19 protein-coding genes are annotated in these 19,998 nt (G+C 38.1%); 10 read left to right on the plus strand and 9 right to left on the minus strand.

Annotated features, from left to right (window positions below; all coding sequences use genetic code 11):
• The 9 genes from Q360_RS26180 to Q360_RS0115700 all read left to right on the plus strand — a co-directional run.
• Window positions 1-990, plus strand: a 990-nt coding sequence (locus Q360_RS26180) for a hypothetical protein (RefSeq protein WP_036196183.1), incomplete at its 5' end; no start/stop codon positions are given.
• A gap of 28 nt (window positions 991-1,018) precedes the next feature.
• Window positions 1,019-1,654 carry a hypothetical protein gene (locus Q360_RS0115665; RefSeq protein ID WP_051554765.1) on the plus strand — a complete coding sequence of 212 codons (636 nt, stop codon included), beginning with the start codon at window positions 1,019-1,021 and terminating at the stop codon, window positions 1,652-1,654.
• A gap of 79 nt (window positions 1,655-1,733) precedes the next feature.
• Window positions 1,734-3,704 (plus strand): T9SS type B sorting domain-containing protein, encoded by a 1,971-nt coding sequence (locus Q360_RS0115670; RefSeq protein WP_051554766.1) that lies wholly within the window; start codon window positions 1,734-1,736, stop codon window positions 3,702-3,704.
• Between the two features lie 4 nt (window positions 3,705-3,708).
• Window positions 3,709-4,665, plus strand: coding sequence for a PorP/SprF family type IX secretion system membrane protein (locus tag Q360_RS0115675; RefSeq protein ID WP_051554768.1), 957 nt, complete (start codon window positions 3,709-3,711; stop codon window positions 4,663-4,665).
• An 86-nt stretch (window positions 4,666-4,751) separates the two neighbouring features.
• The gene (gene idi / locus Q360_RS0115680; RefSeq protein WP_027077923.1) at window positions 4,752-5,285 is read left to right on the plus strand and encodes an isopentenyl-diphosphate Delta-isomerase; all 534 of its coding nucleotides are present in this window, start codon (window positions 4,752-4,754) and stop codon (window positions 5,283-5,285) included.
• Entirely contained in the window at window positions 5,282-5,689 is a 408-nt protein-coding gene (locus Q360_RS0115685) for a 6-pyruvoyl trahydropterin synthase family protein (RefSeq protein ID WP_027077924.1), read from the plus strand. Before idi ends, Q360_RS0115685 begins: the two co-directional genes overlap by 4 nt.
• Entirely contained in the window at window positions 5,689-6,144 is a 456-nt protein-coding gene (locus Q360_RS0115690) for a peroxiredoxin (protein ID WP_027077925.1), read from the plus strand. The genes Q360_RS0115685 and Q360_RS0115690 overlap by 1 nt, the downstream gene beginning before the upstream one ends.
• Before the next feature lie 25 nt (window positions 6,145-6,169).
• Entirely contained in the window at window positions 6,170-7,132 is a 963-nt protein-coding gene (locus tag Q360_RS0115695) for a type I phosphomannose isomerase catalytic subunit (RefSeq protein WP_027077926.1), read from the plus strand.
• A gap of 56 nt (window positions 7,133-7,188) precedes the next feature.
• A complete protein-coding gene (locus tag Q360_RS0115700) occupies window positions 7,189-7,458 on the plus strand; it encodes a hypothetical protein (RefSeq protein WP_027077927.1) in 270 nt (89 codons plus the stop codon).
• 53 nt (window positions 7,459-7,511) lie between these two features.
• Here the strand turns inward: Q360_RS0115700 and Q360_RS0115705 are convergent, their stop codons facing one another.
• The 9 genes from Q360_RS0115705 to Q360_RS0115745 all read right to left on the minus strand — a co-directional run bounded on the left by Q360_RS0115705 (window position 7,512) and on the right by Q360_RS0115745 (window position 19,131).
• A complete protein-coding gene (locus Q360_RS0115705) occupies window positions 7,512-8,213 on the minus strand; it encodes a DUF4369 domain-containing protein (RefSeq protein WP_027077928.1) in 702 nt (233 codons plus the stop codon).
• Window positions 8,214-8,285: 72 nt separating this feature from the next.
• On the minus strand, window positions 8,286-9,560 hold the full coding sequence (locus tag Q360_RS0115710) for a DUF819 family protein (RefSeq protein ID WP_027077929.1): 1,275 nt from the start codon (window positions 9,558-9,560) through the stop codon (window positions 8,286-8,288).
• A gap of 29 nt (window positions 9,561-9,589) precedes the next feature.
• Window positions 9,590-10,387 carry a Cof-type HAD-IIB family hydrolase gene (locus tag Q360_RS0115715; RefSeq protein ID WP_027077930.1) on the minus strand — a complete coding sequence of 266 codons (798 nt, stop codon included), beginning with the start codon at window positions 10,385-10,387 and terminating at the stop codon, window positions 9,590-9,592.
• Between the two features lies 1 nt (window position 10,388).
• Window positions 10,389-12,590: a DUF5916 domain-containing protein gene (locus Q360_RS0115720; RefSeq protein ID WP_027077931.1), complete on the minus strand. Its 2,202-nt coding sequence runs from the start codon at window positions 12,588-12,590 to the stop codon at window positions 10,389-10,391.
• A 62-nt stretch (window positions 12,591-12,652) separates the two neighbouring features.
• Complete coding sequence (locus Q360_RS0115725; protein WP_027077932.1) at window positions 12,653-14,851, minus strand: DUF5916 domain-containing protein; 2,199 nt, start codon at window positions 14,849-14,851, stop codon at window positions 12,653-12,655.
• 61 nt (window positions 14,852-14,912) lie between these two features.
• Window positions 14,913-15,080 (minus strand): Arc family DNA-binding protein, encoded by a 168-nt coding sequence (locus Q360_RS25365; RefSeq protein WP_084273478.1) that lies wholly within the window; start codon window positions 15,078-15,080, stop codon window positions 14,913-14,915.
• A gap of 359 nt (window positions 15,081-15,439) precedes the next feature.
• Entirely contained in the window at window positions 15,440-15,949 is a 510-nt protein-coding gene (locus tag Q360_RS0115735) for a hypothetical protein (RefSeq protein WP_027077933.1), read from the minus strand.
• A gap of 3 nt (window positions 15,950-15,952) precedes the next feature.
• Window positions 15,953-16,804 carry an SPFH domain-containing protein gene (locus tag Q360_RS0115740; protein ID WP_027077934.1) on the minus strand — a complete coding sequence of 284 codons (852 nt, stop codon included), beginning with the start codon at window positions 16,802-16,804 and terminating at the stop codon, window positions 15,953-15,955.
• Between the two features lie 53 nt (window positions 16,805-16,857).
• Window positions 16,858-19,131 carry a transglycosylase domain-containing protein gene (locus Q360_RS0115745; protein ID WP_027077935.1) on the minus strand — a complete coding sequence of 758 codons (2,274 nt, stop codon included), beginning with the start codon at window positions 19,129-19,131 and terminating at the stop codon, window positions 16,858-16,860.
• 89 nt (window positions 19,132-19,220) lie between these two features.
• On the opposite strand from Q360_RS0115745, the gene Q360_RS0115750 reads away from it, so the two are divergent.
• Window positions 19,221-19,994, plus strand: a complete 774-nt coding sequence (locus Q360_RS0115750) for a S1/P1 nuclease (protein ID WP_027077936.1) — start codon at window positions 19,221-19,223, stop codon at window positions 19,992-19,994.
• Window positions 19,995-19,998 lie beyond the last annotated feature (4 nt).

Genomic DNA, 19,998 nt, shown 5'->3' on the forward strand with positions numbered 1-19,998 from the left:
GCTTCTAGTTTAGCAGGAACAGGATTGGCCCGTTCAGCGGCAGGTGTACTTTCAGTAGATGGTTCGGAAACGATAGTTAATGCTGGAACGGATATCAGTATTACCGGTGACGGAACAAGCGGAACTCCATATGTTGTGAACAGTACTTTTACGGAAGTAGATGGCAGCATCACGAACGAGATACAGGATTTATCCAACGTATTGGTCGAAGGTGCCGATGCTGGCGGAACTGTAGTAACGAATTTAGGCACACCGGTTGCTGCAGGTGATGCAACAACCAAGGCATATGTAGATAGCCAGATAACGGCAAACACAGCGGACGGTTCAGAAACGATAGTAAACGCTGGAACAGATATCAGTATTACCGGAGACGGAACAAGCGGTACACCATATGTTGTCAACAGTACTTTTATGGAAGTTGATGGCAGCATCACGAACGAGATACAAGATGCAGGTGAAGTAGATTTCACGGCAACAGGAAATACAACCAGTACCGATGTCCAAGGAGCAATCGAAGAATTACAGACAGAACTGGATGGCGTAGACGGAACCGACGACCAAGAAGCAGACGAAGTTGATTTAGCTACAGATGTTGATTTAAATGAAGATGGCACCAATGAAACTACGGTACAAGAAGCTCTAAGTATTTTAAATGCAATGCCTAAAATATATGCTACAGGAAAAGTTGCGGGCAATGGGACAACAGCCTCGATTTATGGAGCAACTGTTTTAAAATTAAACGAAGGGGATTATCGGGTTGACTTTTCAAGCGGCCTTGCTAACGCCAATTATATTATTCAATTATCCATATTGGATTGTGGGGGAGATTGTCCGGGTAATACAACAACCAACTACGATGATGCAGGAATCACATATTATAGCCAAACTACGACTGGGTTTAGCGTAAATATTGGAGATAGTGATAATGGCGGAACCCCGAAAGATGATATCGATTTAGAATTTATGTTCACAGTAATTGTTATCCCTTAATCAAAAACACTAATAAGAAATTACAATTATGAGAAAAGTAATAGTTACAATAGGGTTATTTATTCTGTGTACTGTAGCCAAGGCTCAGATAGAAGGCACTTCCTTACCAAGTTTACCATCGCTGACAACAGCCGAAATGAATGGTGCTATTGGGGTTTACATAGGTTCTTCAATTTTTAACACAAATACTCAGAAGGTGTATCGGTTTACCAGTACAGGTTGGGTGACCAATACGGACAATCAAGATGCATCAGAAGTGCTCTCCGATAATCCAGTGGATGTTGACGGTGATGGTGATGCAGAAGCTAATGTTGAAGAGATGATACAATCAATTGCTCCAATTACAGCTGCCTCTGGTAGAATTTTTTATCCACCATCAATTGCGATTGATGCCTCAGTAACGGGCTCATTCACTGTTGACTTGTATCAAGCATATTATGATCAATTTGCTTCGCCAGTAGTTTCTAGTGAGGCAGTTCCCATACCTGTATACACAAAAGGAGAACTTTATTACTATGTTACTGAAGCCGATATTGATGTTTTTGGAGATGGATCTGTAGTTCAAAACATGTCAGTAAACGATAATGGTGTGCTTTCTTACCAAATATTTAATTCACCCGTAGATTACAACTCTTTGATCAATGTAGTGTTTGTAGTTAAGTAAGTAAACCAAAAAACGACCTAGAATCGATTTGAAAAATATCCTTACATATAAAACGTTAATACTTGGTATTGTTATTACAATGCTAGGTACTTTCGTATCCAACGCACAATTTTTATTACAGGCGCCTGATGATACGGATCAGAATAACTATCAATGGTACGAAGCTTCTGATACGGCTTCAATCTTGGGAACCGATTCGTTTCTAGAAGTTACCGCACCTGGTATTTACTACGCTACCTATGATGGTACGTTATGCGGTTCCAATGCAACTGGATATTTTATTGTAACGGATTGTAATACGCCCGATAATGAGGTAACCTTAGATATTAGAGCCAACATTTCCACGGGCGCGACAGTAAGCTGGTCTCCTGCGGTTACAGGTGATCAAACACAGCCAATGGTACTAGCAAATCAAACTGTGGTCAAATATACAGCCATCTTAACCAAAGCAGGGAATGACATTAACCTACCCAATTTTACGGTAGTTTGTTTAAGTGAGGCAGCAAACTTAGTAGATGATATCGTATCTGTAGATGAGGATGATACCATACTAATTGACATTTTTGATAACGATTCTGATTTACCTCCAATAGGTGATTTAACAACAACAGATCCTGCAAACGGAACTATAACTATAGATGATCGTGGAACGCCAAACGACCCTACGGACGATAGGGTAACGTATACACCTGACCCTGATTTTAACGGCTCGGATAATTTTGATTATACCATTTGTAATGACTCTGGAAATTGTAGTACCGCGACGGTAACTATAGATGTGTTACCGATTGTAGATACCAATGACGACGTAGTTACTATAGACGTAAACGAAATACATAATATAGATAACTGGCAAATAAACGACAACGATTTACCTACCGTTGGTACGTTTAGTGCAACACAGCCTATAAATGGTTCATTGACTACGGATGCTAATGGAACACCCAATAATCCATCTGATGATATCATCAACTATTTTCCAAATAATAATTACGTAGGCACCGATACTTTTGAGTATACGGTTTGCGATTCCTTAGGAAATTGTAGTACCGCAACGGTCACTATTGTTATTAGTCCGTCTGGAGCAGATTTGGATAGTGATGCCGATGGTATTTTAAACAGTTTTGAGGATTTGAACTTAGATGGTGATAATGACCCTGCGACAGACCCAACGGATAGCGATGAAGATGGTATTGCTGATTATTTAGATATTGATAGCGATGATGATGGGGTTCCTGATAATGTAGAGGCGCAGGCTACTGCTGATTATATAGCACCAAGCGCTGTTGATAGTAATGGTAACGGTCTTGATGATGCTTACGAATCATCAGGTTTTCAAGGTGTATTCCCTGTAGATACAGATGGAGATAGTCTGCCAGATTATTTGGATGAAGACAGTGATAATGATAATATTCTGGATAATATTGAAGCTCATGATTTTGATCAAGATGGTATAGCCGATACCCTGTTCACTGATTCTGATGAAGATGGCGACGGATTAGATGATGGATATGAAGGCGATAACACTCTAGATGTAGATGTTAATGACGAAATAGACGACCCAATAAATGATTTACCTAATACGGATAATGATGAAGAGTCTGACTATAGGGATACGGATGACGATGACGATGGTATAGCAACAATTGATGAAGACTTAAATGAAGATGGTAATTACCTTAATGATGATAGTGATGAAGATGGTATTCCAAATTACCTAGATTCTGATTTAGAAGTTCAAGGAGAGACTGTTGAAGTGTTCAATGTGCTTACACCAAACGGAGATAACGTGCACGATGTACTGCGTATAGATGGCTTGGAGAATTACCCAGAGAATACGGTTCGAATTTATAACAGATGGGGAGTTTCAGTCTTTACAACCAAGGCTTATGATACAGATGGGAATGTTTTTGATGGCTCTTCTAAAGGTAGGGCAACCGTGAATCAGGATAATCAATTACCGGTTGGAACGTATTTCTATATTATTGACTATAAAGAGCCGAGCGGTAATATGAAATCACTTTCAGGGTATTTATATATAAACAGATAAAAGCATGGGAAGTATACTATTACACATAAACCGAACACATAATATAAAGTATCTTTTTCTTGGTGTTTTATTGTTCGTTGGTGTTGCTGTTGCTGTAGCGCAACAAGATGCTCAGTATACGCAGTATATGTATAATACGGTGAGTATAAATCCGGCATATGCAGGAACTAGAGGGCAGATGAGTATAGCTGCTTTACATAGATCTCAATGGGTTGGATTAGAAGGTGCTCCGGTAACCCAGACATTTAACCTGCATACCCCAATTGGGTATAGAGGTTTGGGAATGGGGGTTTCTATCGTTAATGATCAGATAGGTCCTACATCCGAAACTAATTTTGATATGGATTTTTCTTATACCATAAAAATGGCAAAGGAAGCTCGTCTAAGTTTTGGTATAAAAGGAAGTATCAATCTTTTGGATATTCGGTTTTCTGAACTTAATCAATTTACATCAGATCAAACCTTACAACAGGATATTGATAACAGACTATCTCCTAATATAGGCGCAGGCATATACTATCATACGAATACCTTCTACGCAGGTCTTTCTGTGCCTCGGTTTTTGGAGACTTCACATTTTGAGGAATCCTCACTATCAACCGCAAAAGAGCGAATGAATTTCTATTTAATGACAGGCTACGTTTGGGACGTAAATCGTTTTCTAAAATTCAAACCCACTATTTTAAGTAAGATAACACAAGGTGCTCCCTTGCAGGTAGATGTTTCTGCCAACTTTATGTTCAACGATAAATTTATTCTCGGTGCGGCTTACAGATGGGATGCAGCGGTAAGTGGTCTGGTCGGTTTTAACATATCTAATAATTTTCTTATTGGTATCGCTTACGACCGTGAAATAACCGAATTGGGTAGTGCCGCGTTCAACGATGGTTCTTTTGAGGTAATTTTTAGATATGATTTCATATCCATCAAGGATAATCTTAAGTCACCAAGATTCTTCTAATGCCGAGGCGTTAAATTATATACTATCATTTATTTATTTTATGACCTTCATTGCCCTAACTTACGTAAAGATGTTATTTTTACATAATGAAGGAAGAAGAGGTAATTCTAGTCAATGAAAATAATGAGCAAATAGGGACCATGCCTAAAATGGAAGCTCACGAAAAAGCCCTATTACATAGAGCGTTCTCTGTTTTTGTCTTAAATGAAAATGGAGAAACAATGCTCCAACAACGTGCGGGGCATAAATATCATTCTCCCCTGTTATGGACCAATACTTGTTGCAGTCACCAACGCGTAGGAGAAACCAATATCCAAGCTGGTAAAAGAAGATTACAAGAGGAAATGGGATTCTCGGTTGATCTTAAAGAACTTTTTTCATTTATTTATAAGGCTCCGTTTGACAACGGATTAACCGAACATGAGTTGGACCACGTTATGGTTGGATATTATGATGATGCCCCCGTAATCAATGCGGATGAAGTTGCGAGTTGGAAATTGATGACACCTAAGGCCATTAAAGAAGATATTAGTGTTAATCCACATATCTACACTGCTTGGTTTAAAATAATATTCGAGAAATTCTACCAACATCTGTTGGATAATATTGAAAAAAAATGAAAGTAAAAGTAAGCAGAAGGGCTCATTTTAATGCTGCCCATAGGTTGTATAGGAAAGATTGGAGCGATACAAGGAATACCGAAATATTCGGTAAATGTAGTAACCCGAATTTTCATGGGCATAATTACGAACTTATCGTAAGTGTAAACGGAAAGATTGACACTGAAACAGGTTTCGTTATAGATGTAAAGGTGCTGAAGGATTTGATTAAAGCTGAAATTGAGGACGCCTTTGATCATAAAAATTTAAACAAAGAGGTGCCGGAATTTATGGAGTTGAATCCAACAGCGGAAAATATAGCTGTAGTTACTTGGCAAAAACTGAGACCACATATACATGCCGAACACGACTTGGAAGTTATTTTGTACGAGACCCCTAGAAATTTTGTAACATTTAGTGGATAATGGGTTTAAAAGTAGGTGATAAAATACCTTTTTTTACATTGCCTGATAGTGAAGGCAGACCTTTTTCGGTAAAGGACATCATTGGAAAGCAAGCTTTTGTTGTTTATTTCTATCCTAAAAACAACACGCCTGGTTGTACTAAGGAAGCCTGTGATTTTCGAGATAGTTACGAGGATTTTAAAAAGTTAGGAGCAGAGGTGATTGGTATTAGTGCCGATTCCGTCAAGAGTCACTCCCGATTTGGTAAAAAGCACGACCTACCGTTTATATTACTATCCGATAGTAACAATGTGGTACGGAAACAGTTTAAAATAAAGAATAGTCTCTTGTTGCTTCCTGGCAGGGAAACTTATGTAGTGGACGAAAAAGGAACTATACTGATGGTATATAATAGTATTAATGCTTCCGAACACATGAAAAGAGCATTAAAAGCGTCATTTGTATCTAAGGAGTAATCTTAAATAAAAGATGTTCATGAACATATATCCTTTAAAATTTCAATCTATTCTAAAAGAAAGGCTTTGGGGTGGCACGAAATTGAAAGAAGTTTTAAACAAGCCTATTGCTAGTGATATAACTGGTGAAAGTTGGGAGCTTTCAACGGTTTCTGGCGATGTTTCTGTTGTGTCTAACGGAGTTTTGGCTAATACTCCTTTGAATACTTTAATTGATGAATTTCCGGAAGCACTTTTAGGAAAAAGTGTAGTGGAGCGATTTGGCAAGGAATTTCCAATCCTAATTAAATTTATTGATGCGAAACAGGATTTATCCATTCAGCTACATCCTAATGATGAATTGGCACTAAAGCGCCACAATTCTTTTGGTAAGACCGAAATGTGGTATGTTATGGATGCGGATGCAGGAGCGGAACTCATTGTTGGTTTCAATAAGGATGTAACCAAGGCTGAATATGCTAAGAGCTTGGCGGACGATGCCTTACCGAATCTTTTGAACTATGAACCAGTAAAAGAAGGGGATACTTTTTTTATCAATACGGGTAAAATACATGCGATAGGTGCAGGGGTACTACTTGCAGAGATACAGCAAACCTCAGATGTTACTTACCGCGTATTTGATTTTAATAGAAAGGATAAGGACGGAAATTTTAGAGAGCTCCATACAGAAATGGCTTTGGATGCCATGGATTACGATAAGAAAGATGATTTTAGGGTGATTTACGGCACTGTGTTAGACAAAGCTAACGATATGGTAGATTGTCCTTATTTTAGGACAAATTTTTTGAACCTCACAAAGGATTTTGAGCAGGATTTAGCTGCTAGGGATGCTTTTACGATTTATATGTGTGTGTCAGGTACTGCCAGTATTAGCGCAGATAATGGAGAGGTAGCTATTAAGAAAGGGGAAACTGTTTTAATACCCGCATTGGCAAATCGTATTCGAATTAAAACGGACGGCACAAAATTATTGGAAGTTACTATTTGATAGTAATCTTATTTTTAAAACGTTAAAGTTGTACTTTTGTAAAAAAATATAGTAAAATGGCAAGTGTTCGAGATTTAAAAAAAGATATCAATTATGTATTAGGCGATATCATTGAGGCGGTTTACATAGTTGAGGCTGCAAATGGTAAGCAAGATTCCAAAGATGGAGTGAAAGTTATTGATGGTGCAATAGCCACTTTTGATGATTTAATAGCAAAAGTGAACCAAAAAGATGTTGAAAATAGAAAAGCACACTTAACTGCTGTGCGCTCCGAATTAGAAACCAAAGCAAAAGGTTTGGTAGATGATTTGAATAAATTAAGTTAAATCCTAACTCTAAGGTTTATCCTAAAAAAGCATCTGTAAACCGGATGCTTTTTTTATGATTTCTTTTTCGCTAGTAGTTTGGTAAGCTCTTTGCCGTATTTAGAATTTGAAACGTTTGCAGGCAACACAGAAGCTATCGAGTCTAAGTATATTATATTTGCATCTGGAATTTCCTTAACGGCGATGTAGGGAGCTATGTAGGAGTCCTTATTATTTATAGCGAAATTTATGGCATAAATATAGTTTCGTTTTATTTTTTTGGTGTAGAGCAACTCTATCGAATCCAATTCTTGCTGGCCATACTGCGCATTTTGGTTAGCAGCCATTTGTATCAATTCAAGACTTCTCAAATTGTTTTTTGACATTACTTTTTGATATTCTTGGAGTTTTTCGTGACTTTTAGACCCCGTAATCTTAGCTTTGGTATCAAAGGTATTCCAATTGGTTTTTATAGTGATAAGACCCGGTTCTGCAAAAAATGAAAGCCTGTCGTTTACATCGTTATTATCCTTTTTGTTAAGGTATAAATAGAAAAGCTCAGGACTTTTTAGTGCTGTTTGAAAGGTAAAATTTCCGTCTCCCTCAATTTCTAGCGAGTCTACCGTTACAAGCGTAGTATCCTTTACGTATTGCAGATAAAGCGTGCCTTTTTTGAGCCCCTTTATATTCCCACTTACGGTCATTGTGTTTTCAGTTTCTCCGGCGCAAGAAACGACCAAACATAGAATACTTAGAGAATATAGGAATTGCTTCATGTTATCTTATTAGGCCACAAATATCAATAAAATTATTGTAAATAGGCTTGCTCTAAATCGATTAGTTTTGATTTATAAATGCGAGGCTACCTCCATTAAATAGGCGCAAAATAAGGCTCCTCCAGTACCTACTACATATCCAAGAACGGCTAACAATACCCCAACCGAGGTAAGTGAAGGGTGAAATTCTGCTGCAACCACGGGTGCGGAAGCGGCGCCGCCAACATTAGCCTGACTTCCAACAGCCAAGAAAAAGTAGGGTGCCCTTATCAGCTTTGCGATTAAAATCATGAGTCCGGCGTGTATCGTAATCCAAATAAAACCAACGGCTATTAGACCAGGATTTTCCAAAACCTTTCCTAAATCCATTTTCATACCTATTGTAGCTACTAGGATATAAATAAAAACACTGCCAATCTTGCTGGCACCGGCACCTTCGTAGTTTTTTGCTTTCGTAAATGATAGTGAGATACCAATGATTGTAGCTAAGACAACCATCCAAAAGAAACTAGACCCCAAAAAGGAAAGAAAACTCTTTTTGTCACTTACCGAATCAAAATTTTGGGTTAAATAATCGCTAATATTATTTCCAAAAAAGTGTGCTATACCAACTGCTCCAAAAGCCAAGCAAAGCATAATCATATAATCATTAAGAGTAGGGACTCGTGTAATTTTATCGGTGAATTCAGTTACTTTGAGCTTTAGCCTTTCTATGCTAGATGTGTCAGCTTTTAACCATCTATCTATTCGTTCTGTTTTTCCTACGCCAAGCAAAATTATAGCCATCCAGATATTGGCTACCACAATATCTATTAACACCATTCCTCCGTATTTTTCTGGGTTATATTGAAATATCTCTAACATAGCGGCTTGGTTCGCACCACCACCTATCCAACTCCCGGCAATAGTGGAAAGACCCCGCCATATGGCATCAAAATCGTTACCTCCAACTGTTTCCGGAGAGAAAACTGAAACTAAAAGAATGGCAATAGGGCCCCCAATGATGATACCCGTAGTACCGGTAAGGAACATAATCAAGGCTTTGGAGCCCAAGTTAGCAATCGCCTTTAAATTTATACTCAAGGTCATTAACACAAGGGCGGCGGGTAATAAATACCGACTTGCCATAAAATAAAGGTTGGAAGTATTGTCTGAAATGAGACCACTACTTGCTAAAATAGCAGGTAGTAAATAACACATAAGCACGGCAGGAATTATAGAATAAAATTTTTTCCAAAAACCTATTTTAATATTTGAGGTATAAAAAATGAAGCCAAGGGCTATTGCTAAAAGTCCAAATACGACGGAGTCGTTGGTGATAAAAGGTTCTAAGTGGCTATTTTCCATGGTCAAAAAGGGAAGTTTTTCAAATATAATCAAATATCCAGATGTCTTCGGATAAAGTCGGCTACACCGTTATCTGTATTTGCCAATGTAATATGATTGGCAACTTTTTTTAGTTCGGTTCGGGCATTGGCCACGGCTACACCACAACCAGCTGCCTCGATCATTTCAATATCGTTGTAGTTATCCCCAAAGGCTATGATGTCTTTAAATGATTCCGTTTGTTTTAGAATATGTGCAATGGCAGAACGTTTGGAAACTGATTTAGGCGCAATTTCGATTAAGGTATCATTAGAACGGTAAATATTCAACTCATTACTGAAATTGCTTTTCAATAGGGGCGTAATTTGATTTGCACTTTCCTTACTGCACATTAGCATGACTTTATGTGCACCTTCATGCTTTAGCTTAGTCAGCGTAGATTTTGTCTGTTGAAAAGTGGGTTGCGTTTTAGTGTGTTTAATCTCTTTTTCTACGCGTTCCGATGTTTTGGGAACAAACCAGTTATCATGTGCATACACTCCTAAATCTATACCTAAAGGCGAGGTCATTACATGTACTTGCGATAAAATTGTGGAAGGAATGGTTACCGATAAAAGTGTTTTGTCACCTTGCAGAACAAGGGCTCCATTATAGCATATAATAGGTTGCTGATCAATACCCAGTCGTTTTTGAAGGTAGTACATGCCACTGGGCATTCTGGCAGATACCAGAATTATCCGAATTATATTCCGTATTCGTTTTATCTCTCGTATGGTAAAGTCGGAGACATCGTCCTTCGTAGAGAGTAAGGTGCCATCTAAATCGGAACAAAGTACTTGATAGTTCATTTTAGATATTTAGCCAGTAAGATAGTTTTAGGTTAATGGAACGAAATCTCGGTGCAAATACGTCTACAGAGTAATTGTCATTGTAGACAAGGAAAAGGTCCGATAAGGGAGCAAATCGCCACTGTAGTCTGGAATTGAAACCTAAGTTATCCCTTTGATTACTGTATTGTATTAGGGTAGACCAGAAAATGGACTTGCTAAAGGTTATATCTATGTTTGGACTTATCAACCAAATATTGGCACTAGAAAACGGAGCTGGTAAGTCTATTTGGTCATAGTTGAACATCAGAGAGATAAAGGCTTTAGGTTGAAAGCGCATGGTCATGCCTCCTTCTACCGAGAATCGATTTCCATTAAAAAACCTTCCTACTGATGACTGCACATCGTAAGAAAATAATTTTCGTTGATCGGACTGATATCCAAATTCTAGGTTATTGTAATGGTACCCTTTATTTTTAGGTAATGGTATAGCGCCATCCGTTCCGGTAGGGTCAAAATCGTTGAAGAGAAACGTATAGCTATTGGTAAACTCAAACCCCGCTTGGGACTGATTGTTGAACTGCATTTCGTATCTGCCCTGAAGATCATAATCCGTATTTTGGAAATCCAAGCTGGGACTCCATCGTATATTTGGAAAAAATTGAAACGAATGGTTTTGAACAATTCCTTTTTTAGGCCAAAATACACGTTCTACGCTAAAAATGGTTTTGAAGAGATCAGTTCTACGAACAAAACCTAAGTCCGAACGAAAATCTTCATCTATAAATACAGCTTTTGCAAATACATTAAAGATTCTAGTATTGTACCGCATGGTTGCGCCGGTAGCCATATTACCGTCATTATCACCTGGCTGAAATGATTTGTGCGTGAAAAATTTCCCGTTCCACGTATTGTCTTTTGATGCCAAGTTATAGTCAAGACCCAAAACTCTATTGTACTCATCTTCCGATTCTAGAAAGTCGTAATCTTTAAAGGATTCTCTGTTTATGAAGAATACGCCAACGTTCGAACGAGAAAACACGCGTTGCTGTAGCGCTATCATAGTATTGTTATTGGAGGCTATCTCGTTCTCCAAATCTTCTGCGGTTTGTATGTTAAGCACCCCTATTCTTAGGTCTTTCGTTAGTTTACCGCTAAGGCGGACTCCTCCAATAAGATTGTTTTCTATAGTGTTTCCTGAGGTGTCACTAGCGATGCCGATGCGCCTGGAGAAGAATGGACTCACATCGAACCCATCTCCAAAACTTGCAAAAAGATCATTATTATCTATAAAAAATTGACGCCGTTCTGGCAGCGCAATTTCAAATCGGGTAAGATTGGTTATGAAATTATCGACCTCTACGGTAGAGAAATCTGGGTTTAAGGTGAGGTCAAGGTTTAAGCTATTTCCTATCGATATCTTGGCATCTGCACCGACCTTGAAATCATTGAGATTGTCGCTACTTTCAAAGTCGTTTGCCACAAAACTATTTACATAGGGAATAAGCGCTAATGGCGTTCTGGACTTTCCTAAAGGTTTCTCAAAGACCATATCTCCCATAAAAGCAAGATTATATATGAGTTGATTCTGGGGTATTCTTGTCCAGGTACTTCTTTCGTTGGATTGGGTTTCTATACGATAGCTGTTAAAGCGCCATTTGGTAACACCCTCCTCAAATTTGAAGGAGGTTAGGGGAATAATCATTTCGGCGGTAAAGTAATCATCATAGATTTTTGCATCACCTTTCCACTTCATGTCCCAGGCCAGATTAAAATCACTCTGGCTTGTACCACCATTTGCAATGAGTGCTTCACGCCTAACCCCATAGGGGTTTATTCCAAATAAAAACGCATTGGTACCATCATTAAAAGTATCAAAAACTAAGGAAAAACTATCACTTCCACTACCTCTAAAGTCACGTCTTAACGATGGGGTTGCATAATTTTTCCCACTGGAATACGCCTTGATACCTACATATAAATTCTTGTCGTCATAAAGTATTTTGATTTGTGATTGCTTCCTTGCTTGTATCGAATCTAAAGGAAAATATTCCCAAAATTCATCAGCACCATTACCTGCCATTTCCCAAATAGATTCGTCCAATATACCATCAGCAATAATATTCTCTGAAATAAACTTTACGGTAAATGATTTTTGCTTTTCCTGACCAAAAATGACCAAGAATGTGAAAAGAAATGTGAAGGAGAAAAAAGCTTTGGTCATAATCTAATAGATGAGTTTAAAATAGAAAACGCTACGGTAAAATCCTGATATGAATTCTAATACTAAATATTTAGCCAGTAAGAAAATTTAAGGTTGATGGAGCGAAATCTAGGAGCAAATAGGTCTACCGAGTAATTGTCATTGTATACGATGAATAGGTCGGATAACGGTGCAAAGCGCCATTGTAGCCTGGAATTGATACCTAAATTGTCTCGTTGATTACTATATTGAACCAAGGTAGACCAGAAAATCGACTTGCTAAAGGTAATCCCCAAACGTGGACTTATTAAGAAAATATCTGCACTGGAATAGGGTTGTGGGAGGGCAATCCTATCATATTGTGCGTTGAATCCGATACGTACTTTAGGCTGTAATCTAATATCAAAACCAGTCTCCAATGAATACCTATTACCATTAAAAAACCCGCCAAAGCTTGGTTCTATGCTGTATGAAAATACTTTACGCCTATCAGATTCAAAAGACATCCCAAAGCTACTAAAGTTGTATCCTAGATTTCCGGGTAAAGCTATTGCACCTTCGTTGCCCGTTGGCTCAAAGTCTTGTGTTAGAAAAACATACCTCCTAGAAAATTGTGCGCTCAGCTGTTCAAGGCTCTTAAATTCCGCAGTGGTTTCTAGAGAAATAGCATGGTCTCCTAGTTGGTAGTCTAAGCCTGGCCGCCAAACGAATTCATTAAAAATCTGCGCCTCATAATTATTTATTTCACCTTTTTTTGGCCATATACGTGCCTCAAAGACATTTACAAGTTTAATAATATCGGTTCTTGGGATAAAACCAAGATCTGAATTAAATTCTTCATCAATCTTAACGACATCTACAAATGCAGAAAAGTTCCGAGTGTTCTTGCCTAGGTTAAAGCCTAAGGAGTAGTTGCCCTCATTATCTTCAGGTTGAAAGGACTTGTGGAGGTAGAATTTACCTGTCCAGCTATTATCTTCCGATGCTAAATTATAATCAATACCCATCACACGGTTAAACTCTTCATCTTTAGGTAAGAAATCAGATGCTCCTACCGCTTGTCTGTTAATAAAGAAAACGCCTAAATTGGAACGAGAGAACATTTTTTGTTGCAGCGAAAACATCATGTTGTTATTGGAGGCTATTCCATTTTCGCTGTCCTCTTCTGTTTGTAGGTTCAGGAAGCCCAAACGCAAGTCATTATTGATTTTACCACTAAGTCTAAGTCCACCAATAATACGATTCTCTATCGTATTGCCTGCGGTGTCTGTCGCTATACCTATACGTCTAGAAAAGAACGGATTTGCATCGCGGCCACCCCCAAAGCCTCCAAATAGGTCGTTGTTGTCAATAAAAAATTGACGCCGTTCCGGCAATGCAATTTCGAAACGGGTAAGGTTAGTTATAAAATTATCGACTTCTACTGTGGAAAAATCTGGATTTAAAGTAAGATCAAGGTTTAAGCTGTTGCCAATGGATATTTTGGCATCAGCACCCACTTTAAAATTGTTGAGGCTCTCACCAGTGTCAAAATTATTAGTCGTTATACCGTTTACATAAGGAATTAGGGCTAATGGAGTTCGGGATTTGCCCAAGGGTTTTTCAAAGATCATATCTCCCATAAAGGCGAGATTAAAGATGAGTTGGTTTTGAGGTATTTTAATCCAAGTACTTTGTTCGTTGGATTGCATATCAAAACGGTAGCTGTTGAAGCGCCACTTGGTTTCCCCTTCCCTAAATTTGAAAGACGTTAACGGTATGACCATTTCTGCTGTATAATAGTCATCAAAGATAACAGATTCCCCTTTCCATTTAATATCCCAAGAGGTAGTAAAACCTTCAGTGCCAGCCCCTCCGTTGGTAATAAGTGCTTCTCTTCTAACGCCATATGGGTTGATGCCGAATAAAAAAGCATTGGTACCATCATTAAAGGTATCGAATAGCAAGCTAATGTTGTCGTTGCCACCAGCCCTAAAATCACGTTCTAAAGAAGGTATTACATAATTTTTTCCGATTGTGTTGATGCGAATTCCTACATACAGGTTTTTCTCATCATAAAGCATTTTTATATCGCTTTGGGCGCCTGCCGCTGTAGAATCAGAAGGAAAGTATTGTTGAAAGGTATTGGCGCTTTCTGCCATTCCCCAAATTGGGTCATCGAGAACCCCATCTAGGATGATGTCCTCCGAAATATATTTGACAGTAAAGGATTTTTCCGAATTTTGGGCAAAAGCAGTTATGTTAAAAAATAAAAGTGCGAGCGCACCCAAAATCTTAGTCATTATGTGTTGAATTAGCTAAGATTCAAAGCTACGGTTTTAGATCGTTAAATAAATATTAAAACTACTCTGCTTTCTTAGCTTTTGGGTCGCGTTTGGCCTCTTTTAAGCTTTTCATCAACATCCATTCTATTTGTCCATTAGTACTTCTAAACTCATCGGCTGCCCATTTCTCTATAGCCTTGAGCATATCCTCGTTTACCCGCAATGCAAATGCCTTTTTTTTACTCATTTGTTTAAATAAATACTGTCATTCCCTTTACCACAATTAGTGAGATAATACGACTATGCTGCTTACTCTTATACGGTAGTAATCGTCTTGGTATTCGTGTCTTTTAATCACTAAGGTTCTACCTTGTGTCCTATGTAAAATGGGTTTTTAAAACTATTTAGCTGGTTAGAAATAATATGGATGCTACTCATGTTTTAAATTTGTAGGCACCCGTTTGGCTATTTTTATCCCTTTCCAGCCCGATAGACCTCTAACTGTCAACCACCTAAACCAAGTAGCATCCTTTTATTAAGTATGTGTTACATGTTTCTTCCATTCGTTGTCCGTTTTTACTGAAGCCCATCTTCTACGTAATTGCTTTATACTCTTTTATCGTTTTTAAAATATTGGTTTATAACAATCTGTGCTTCTTCAAGACTTTGAGTGCCAAGAAGTAATTTTTTACCCGTACTTAATTCCAGTTGAATACCTTGATTTCCTTTTACGTTAAGTGCTTTGCCATTATTGAATCCAAATCGGTAGCCCCACCCGCCATATTCCTTGAGTGGTTTATATTTTCTGGTACGGCAGTTTTTCAAATCGTTCCACGATAGGTGTTTAGTGTTCCTGTGTAAAGGGAAAAACCTATAAAAAATGCCACGTTCATTAATCGTTGTTTCCAGTTTAGAAATATAAAGAATACAAACCGTGAAGCTAATTAGTGCAATAAAGATGACTTGCCCTATGGTGTCATCTGCCGCTACATTGCTTATGTCTTTTTTAAGCATATACCAGTTATAACAGCCAAAAATAATTAAACCTAATAATGATAGATTAATTAATTGAAGCCACCATTGCGTAAATCGTTGGGTCTCGTCAAATACACGCATGATTTAGTGGTTTAAAGTGCCCGTGTTAACAATTGGTGCTACATCTTTATCCGAGCAGAGAACTACCATAAGATTGCTTACCATGGCAGCCTTACGCTCTTCATCCAAGGTAACTAGCTCTTTTTTACTAAGCTCGGTTAAGGCCATTTCTACCATACTTACTGCACCTTCAACAATTTTATGCCGTGCAGCTACAATCGCTGTCGCTTGTTGTCGTTTTAACATGGCATTCGCTATCTCCTGTGCATAAGCCAAGTAGCCTATTCTTGCCTCCAGTACTTCTATGCCCGCCATAGAAAGCCGTTCTTGAACTTCTTGTTCCAGCGCATCGCTTACTTCATTAACACTGGAGCGTAACGTAATATCTTCATCCAGCCCTTCATCGGCAAAATTATCATAGGGGTACATACTAGCCAGTTTACGTACCGCAGCATCGGTCTGTACACGCACAAAATTTTGATAATCGTCTACTTCAAAGGCTGCTTTGTACGTGTCAGTTACCCGCCAGACCAATATTGTACTTATCATAATGGGATTTCCAAGCTTGTCATTGACCTTTAACCGTTCGCTGTCAAAGTTACTTGCCCGTAAAGATATTTTTGTTTTGGTAAAGAACGGATTCACCCAGAATAATCCATTTTGTTTGATGGTACCTATATATTTCCCAAAAAGCAAAAGCACCCTAGAGCTGTTTGGGTTTACTAAGACAAAGCCTGGAAGTAGCAGTAGGGCTGCCAAAATCATAAAAGCACCTACATAAATACGAAGGAGTAAAACGCCCCCAATAAACAGTAGAAGTAAAACAAAAAGAATAATGTAGCCGTTTATGGGGCTATGGTTTTTTTCAGTTGACATAATATATGATATTAAAATGATATCATAAAAATATCATTTAATTTTTAGTCAGACTATTTTTTATCCGCATTTTTAAATTTTTTACGTTTTGCCTTATTAGGGTTTTTGAAAAGTCGCTTAAAAAATCCATCTCTTTTTACGCCTTCACAATTCAGTGCTTCTAATACAGATGAACTCGGGTTTGCAAATTTAGCTTTGGTTATTTCATCAAAATTTTTATCAGAATTCAGTTTTTGCAGCCATAGCGCGAATAGGGGTAAGGCAGCATTCGCTCCTTGTCCTAATCGGGTATTCTTAAAACCAATTTCATGGTTGTCCAGACCCACCCAAGTAAGATGTATTAGCTTTGGTGTTAAGGCAACAAACCATGCATCTTTGTTGTTTTGGGTAGTTCCTGTTTTTCCTGCAATATCATTTTTAAGGCCATAGATAGATCTGATTCTGGATGCTGTGCCCGAGTTAACGGTAGATTTCATCATTTCTATCATTAGCTGTCCATTTTCTTCAGAAAATGCTGGTTTGTCGCTTAGTTTAGATTCAAAAGTGGCCAGGACCTTACCTTCATAATCGGTTATCTTTTTAAGAATGAGCGGTTTTACGGTTTTTCCTTGGTTTAAATAACTTGTATAAGCCATGGCCATTTCTGTCATTTTAATTTCTCCTGTTCCCAATGCCAGTGAAGGCAGGTTTGGAAGTTTTTCCTGAATCCCCATTTTTTTGGCTTGTTCCAAAACATTAGCGATACCCGTTTTTTCCATCACTTTTACGGCAATGGTATTTACAGAATTACGTAGACCTTCCTCCATGGTATAACTTAAGTACGCTTCTTCTTTATCTCCAGAATTACTGGGTGACCAGCCTTGCAAATTCTCATAGGCCACCTCTTGGGCAGAAAAATAAGTGCAGGGACTTATTCCATTTTCTAATGCGGCGGTGTACACAATTGGTTTAAAAGTGGAGCCTACTTGTCTCTTGCTTTGGGAGATATGATCGTATTTAAACCATTCAAAATCTATTCCTCCTATCCATGTGAGCACTTGGCCGGTTGTTGGGTCTAAGGAAAGGGAACCTGTATTTAAAAATTTCATATAATGCTGTAAGCTATCCATAGTGCTAGCCTCTCTATTTAGGTCCCCTTTCCACGTACTTAAGGTCATCTGTTTTTTATCGGCTCTGAGCTTTTGAAAGATTTGGGTATCGTTAAGTTCTGTTTTCTTAAGATTTTTGTAGACAGCAGTGCGCCTTGCCGCATTCTGTATGATTTTACTGTTTTTTAGCCAAGGTGCATTCTTCCCATAACTTTTTTCAAAATCTTCTTGTAATGAACTCATATGCGATACCATTACTTCTTCCGCTAACTGCTGCATTCTATAGTTGAGGGTCGTATATATTTTTAAACCCGAGGTATATAAGTTAAGATTGTTCCCCTTGCTGTTCCGTTCTTTTATCCATCGCAGCAGTTGCTTACGTACTTCTTCTCTGAAATAAGGGGCTATACCAGCGTTATAATCGTAATCCCTATAGTCCAATTTAAGTGCAGTAGTTATAGCATTATTCAGTCTTTCTTGGTCTAAGAAATTATTTTCTTTCATGGACTTTAAGACAAGATTACGTCTATCTAGGCTTTTTTTAGGAAATATTCTTGGGTTATAGCTGTAGGTAGCTTTTAACATACCTACTAGGGTAGCGGCTTGTTCGAGTGATAATGTTTTTGCATTGGTATTAAAGAATTTTAGCGCTGCACTTTCAATACCAAAAGTATTGTCGCCAAAAGAAACCGTATTTAAGTAGTGAGTTAGTATTTCCTCTTTTGAATACACAGATTCTAATCGTTTGGCGATGATCATCTCTTTAAACTTATCTATAATTAAATGGGCAGACTGCCTATCTTTTCTTGGGTATAGATTTTTAGCCAACTGTTGGGTCAAGGTGCTTCCCCCTCCAGAAGAGCTGTCACCCATTAGTATGGTTTTAAAAGCTACTCTGAGCAAACTTGAAAAATCTATGCCGGAGTGAGCGTAAAAACGTTCGTCCTCAATAGCCACTAATGCCTGTATTAAATGTTTGGGAAATTCTTGAAAAGAAATGGGCTGTCGGTCGTTTAGATAATATTTTCCTATTAGCACACTATCCGAAGAAAACACTTCGGAGGCTATTTGATAGTTGAAATTAGATAACTCTTTTTTTTTAGGAACAGGACCCCACGCCCCTAAATAGATGCTGAGTATAAAAATACATAGTACGAATGAAAACCCTAATATTGTTTTAATGGCAAATTGAAAATAGCGCAGTTTTATTTTCTTTAGAACCGATTTTTTCTTTTTCATAGGTGCAAGTTCTTTATAAAATTTAAGCCTTTTCAAGTTTTAACAATACCTTAAAATTCGATATGCTATTTTTGCGCAAAATTAAAGCAATGAAAAAGTTTTTCTTACTCTTATTTTTATGTGCTCATATCACATTTGCCAACGATATGGTCTGGTCTAAAACCGGACATAGAGTGGTTGGGGATGTTGCCGAAAACCACTTGACCAGAAAGGCAAAAAAGGCTATAGATAGATTACTTGATGGGCAAAGTTTGGCCGAAGTTTCTACGTTTGGTGATGAAATAAAAGCAGATAAATCTTATAGGGAATTCAGTGCGTTACACTATGTAAATTTTCCGCTGGATAAAAAGTACGGGGATGAAACGCCCAATGCACAAGGAGATTTGGTAACAGGAATTAATAAATGTGTTGCTGTGATTAAGAATGCTAATAGTAGCCGTGCCGATAAGGTATTTTACTTAAAATTCTTAGTTCATTTGGTAGGAGATTTACACCAACCTATGCATGTTGGCCGTTTGGAGGACAAAGGTGGTAACGATATACAGGTACAGTGGTTTGGTAGGGGAAGTAACCTACATCGGGTATGGGATTCCAATATGATTGATGACTACGCTATGAGTTTTACAGAACTGTCGGATACCCTCCCTGAGCTTACCAAGCAACAGCTTAACGATTTACAACAGGGTACCGTATATGACTGGGTAGAAGAGTCTCAAGATATAGCCAATACGCTTTATAAATCTGTTGCTGTTGGTGAGAAAATAGGGTATCAATATAGCTACAAATGGTGGTCTACTGTAGAGTCTCAATTACAAAAAGGGGGCATACGACTAGCGGTAGTTTTAAACGATATTTTTAAATAAGCAT

The sequence above is a fragment of the Maribacter antarcticus DSM 21422 genome, assembly GCF_000621125.1.
GTDB classification, from domain to species: Bacteria; Bacteroidota; Bacteroidia; order Flavobacteriales; family Flavobacteriaceae; genus Maribacter; species Maribacter antarcticus.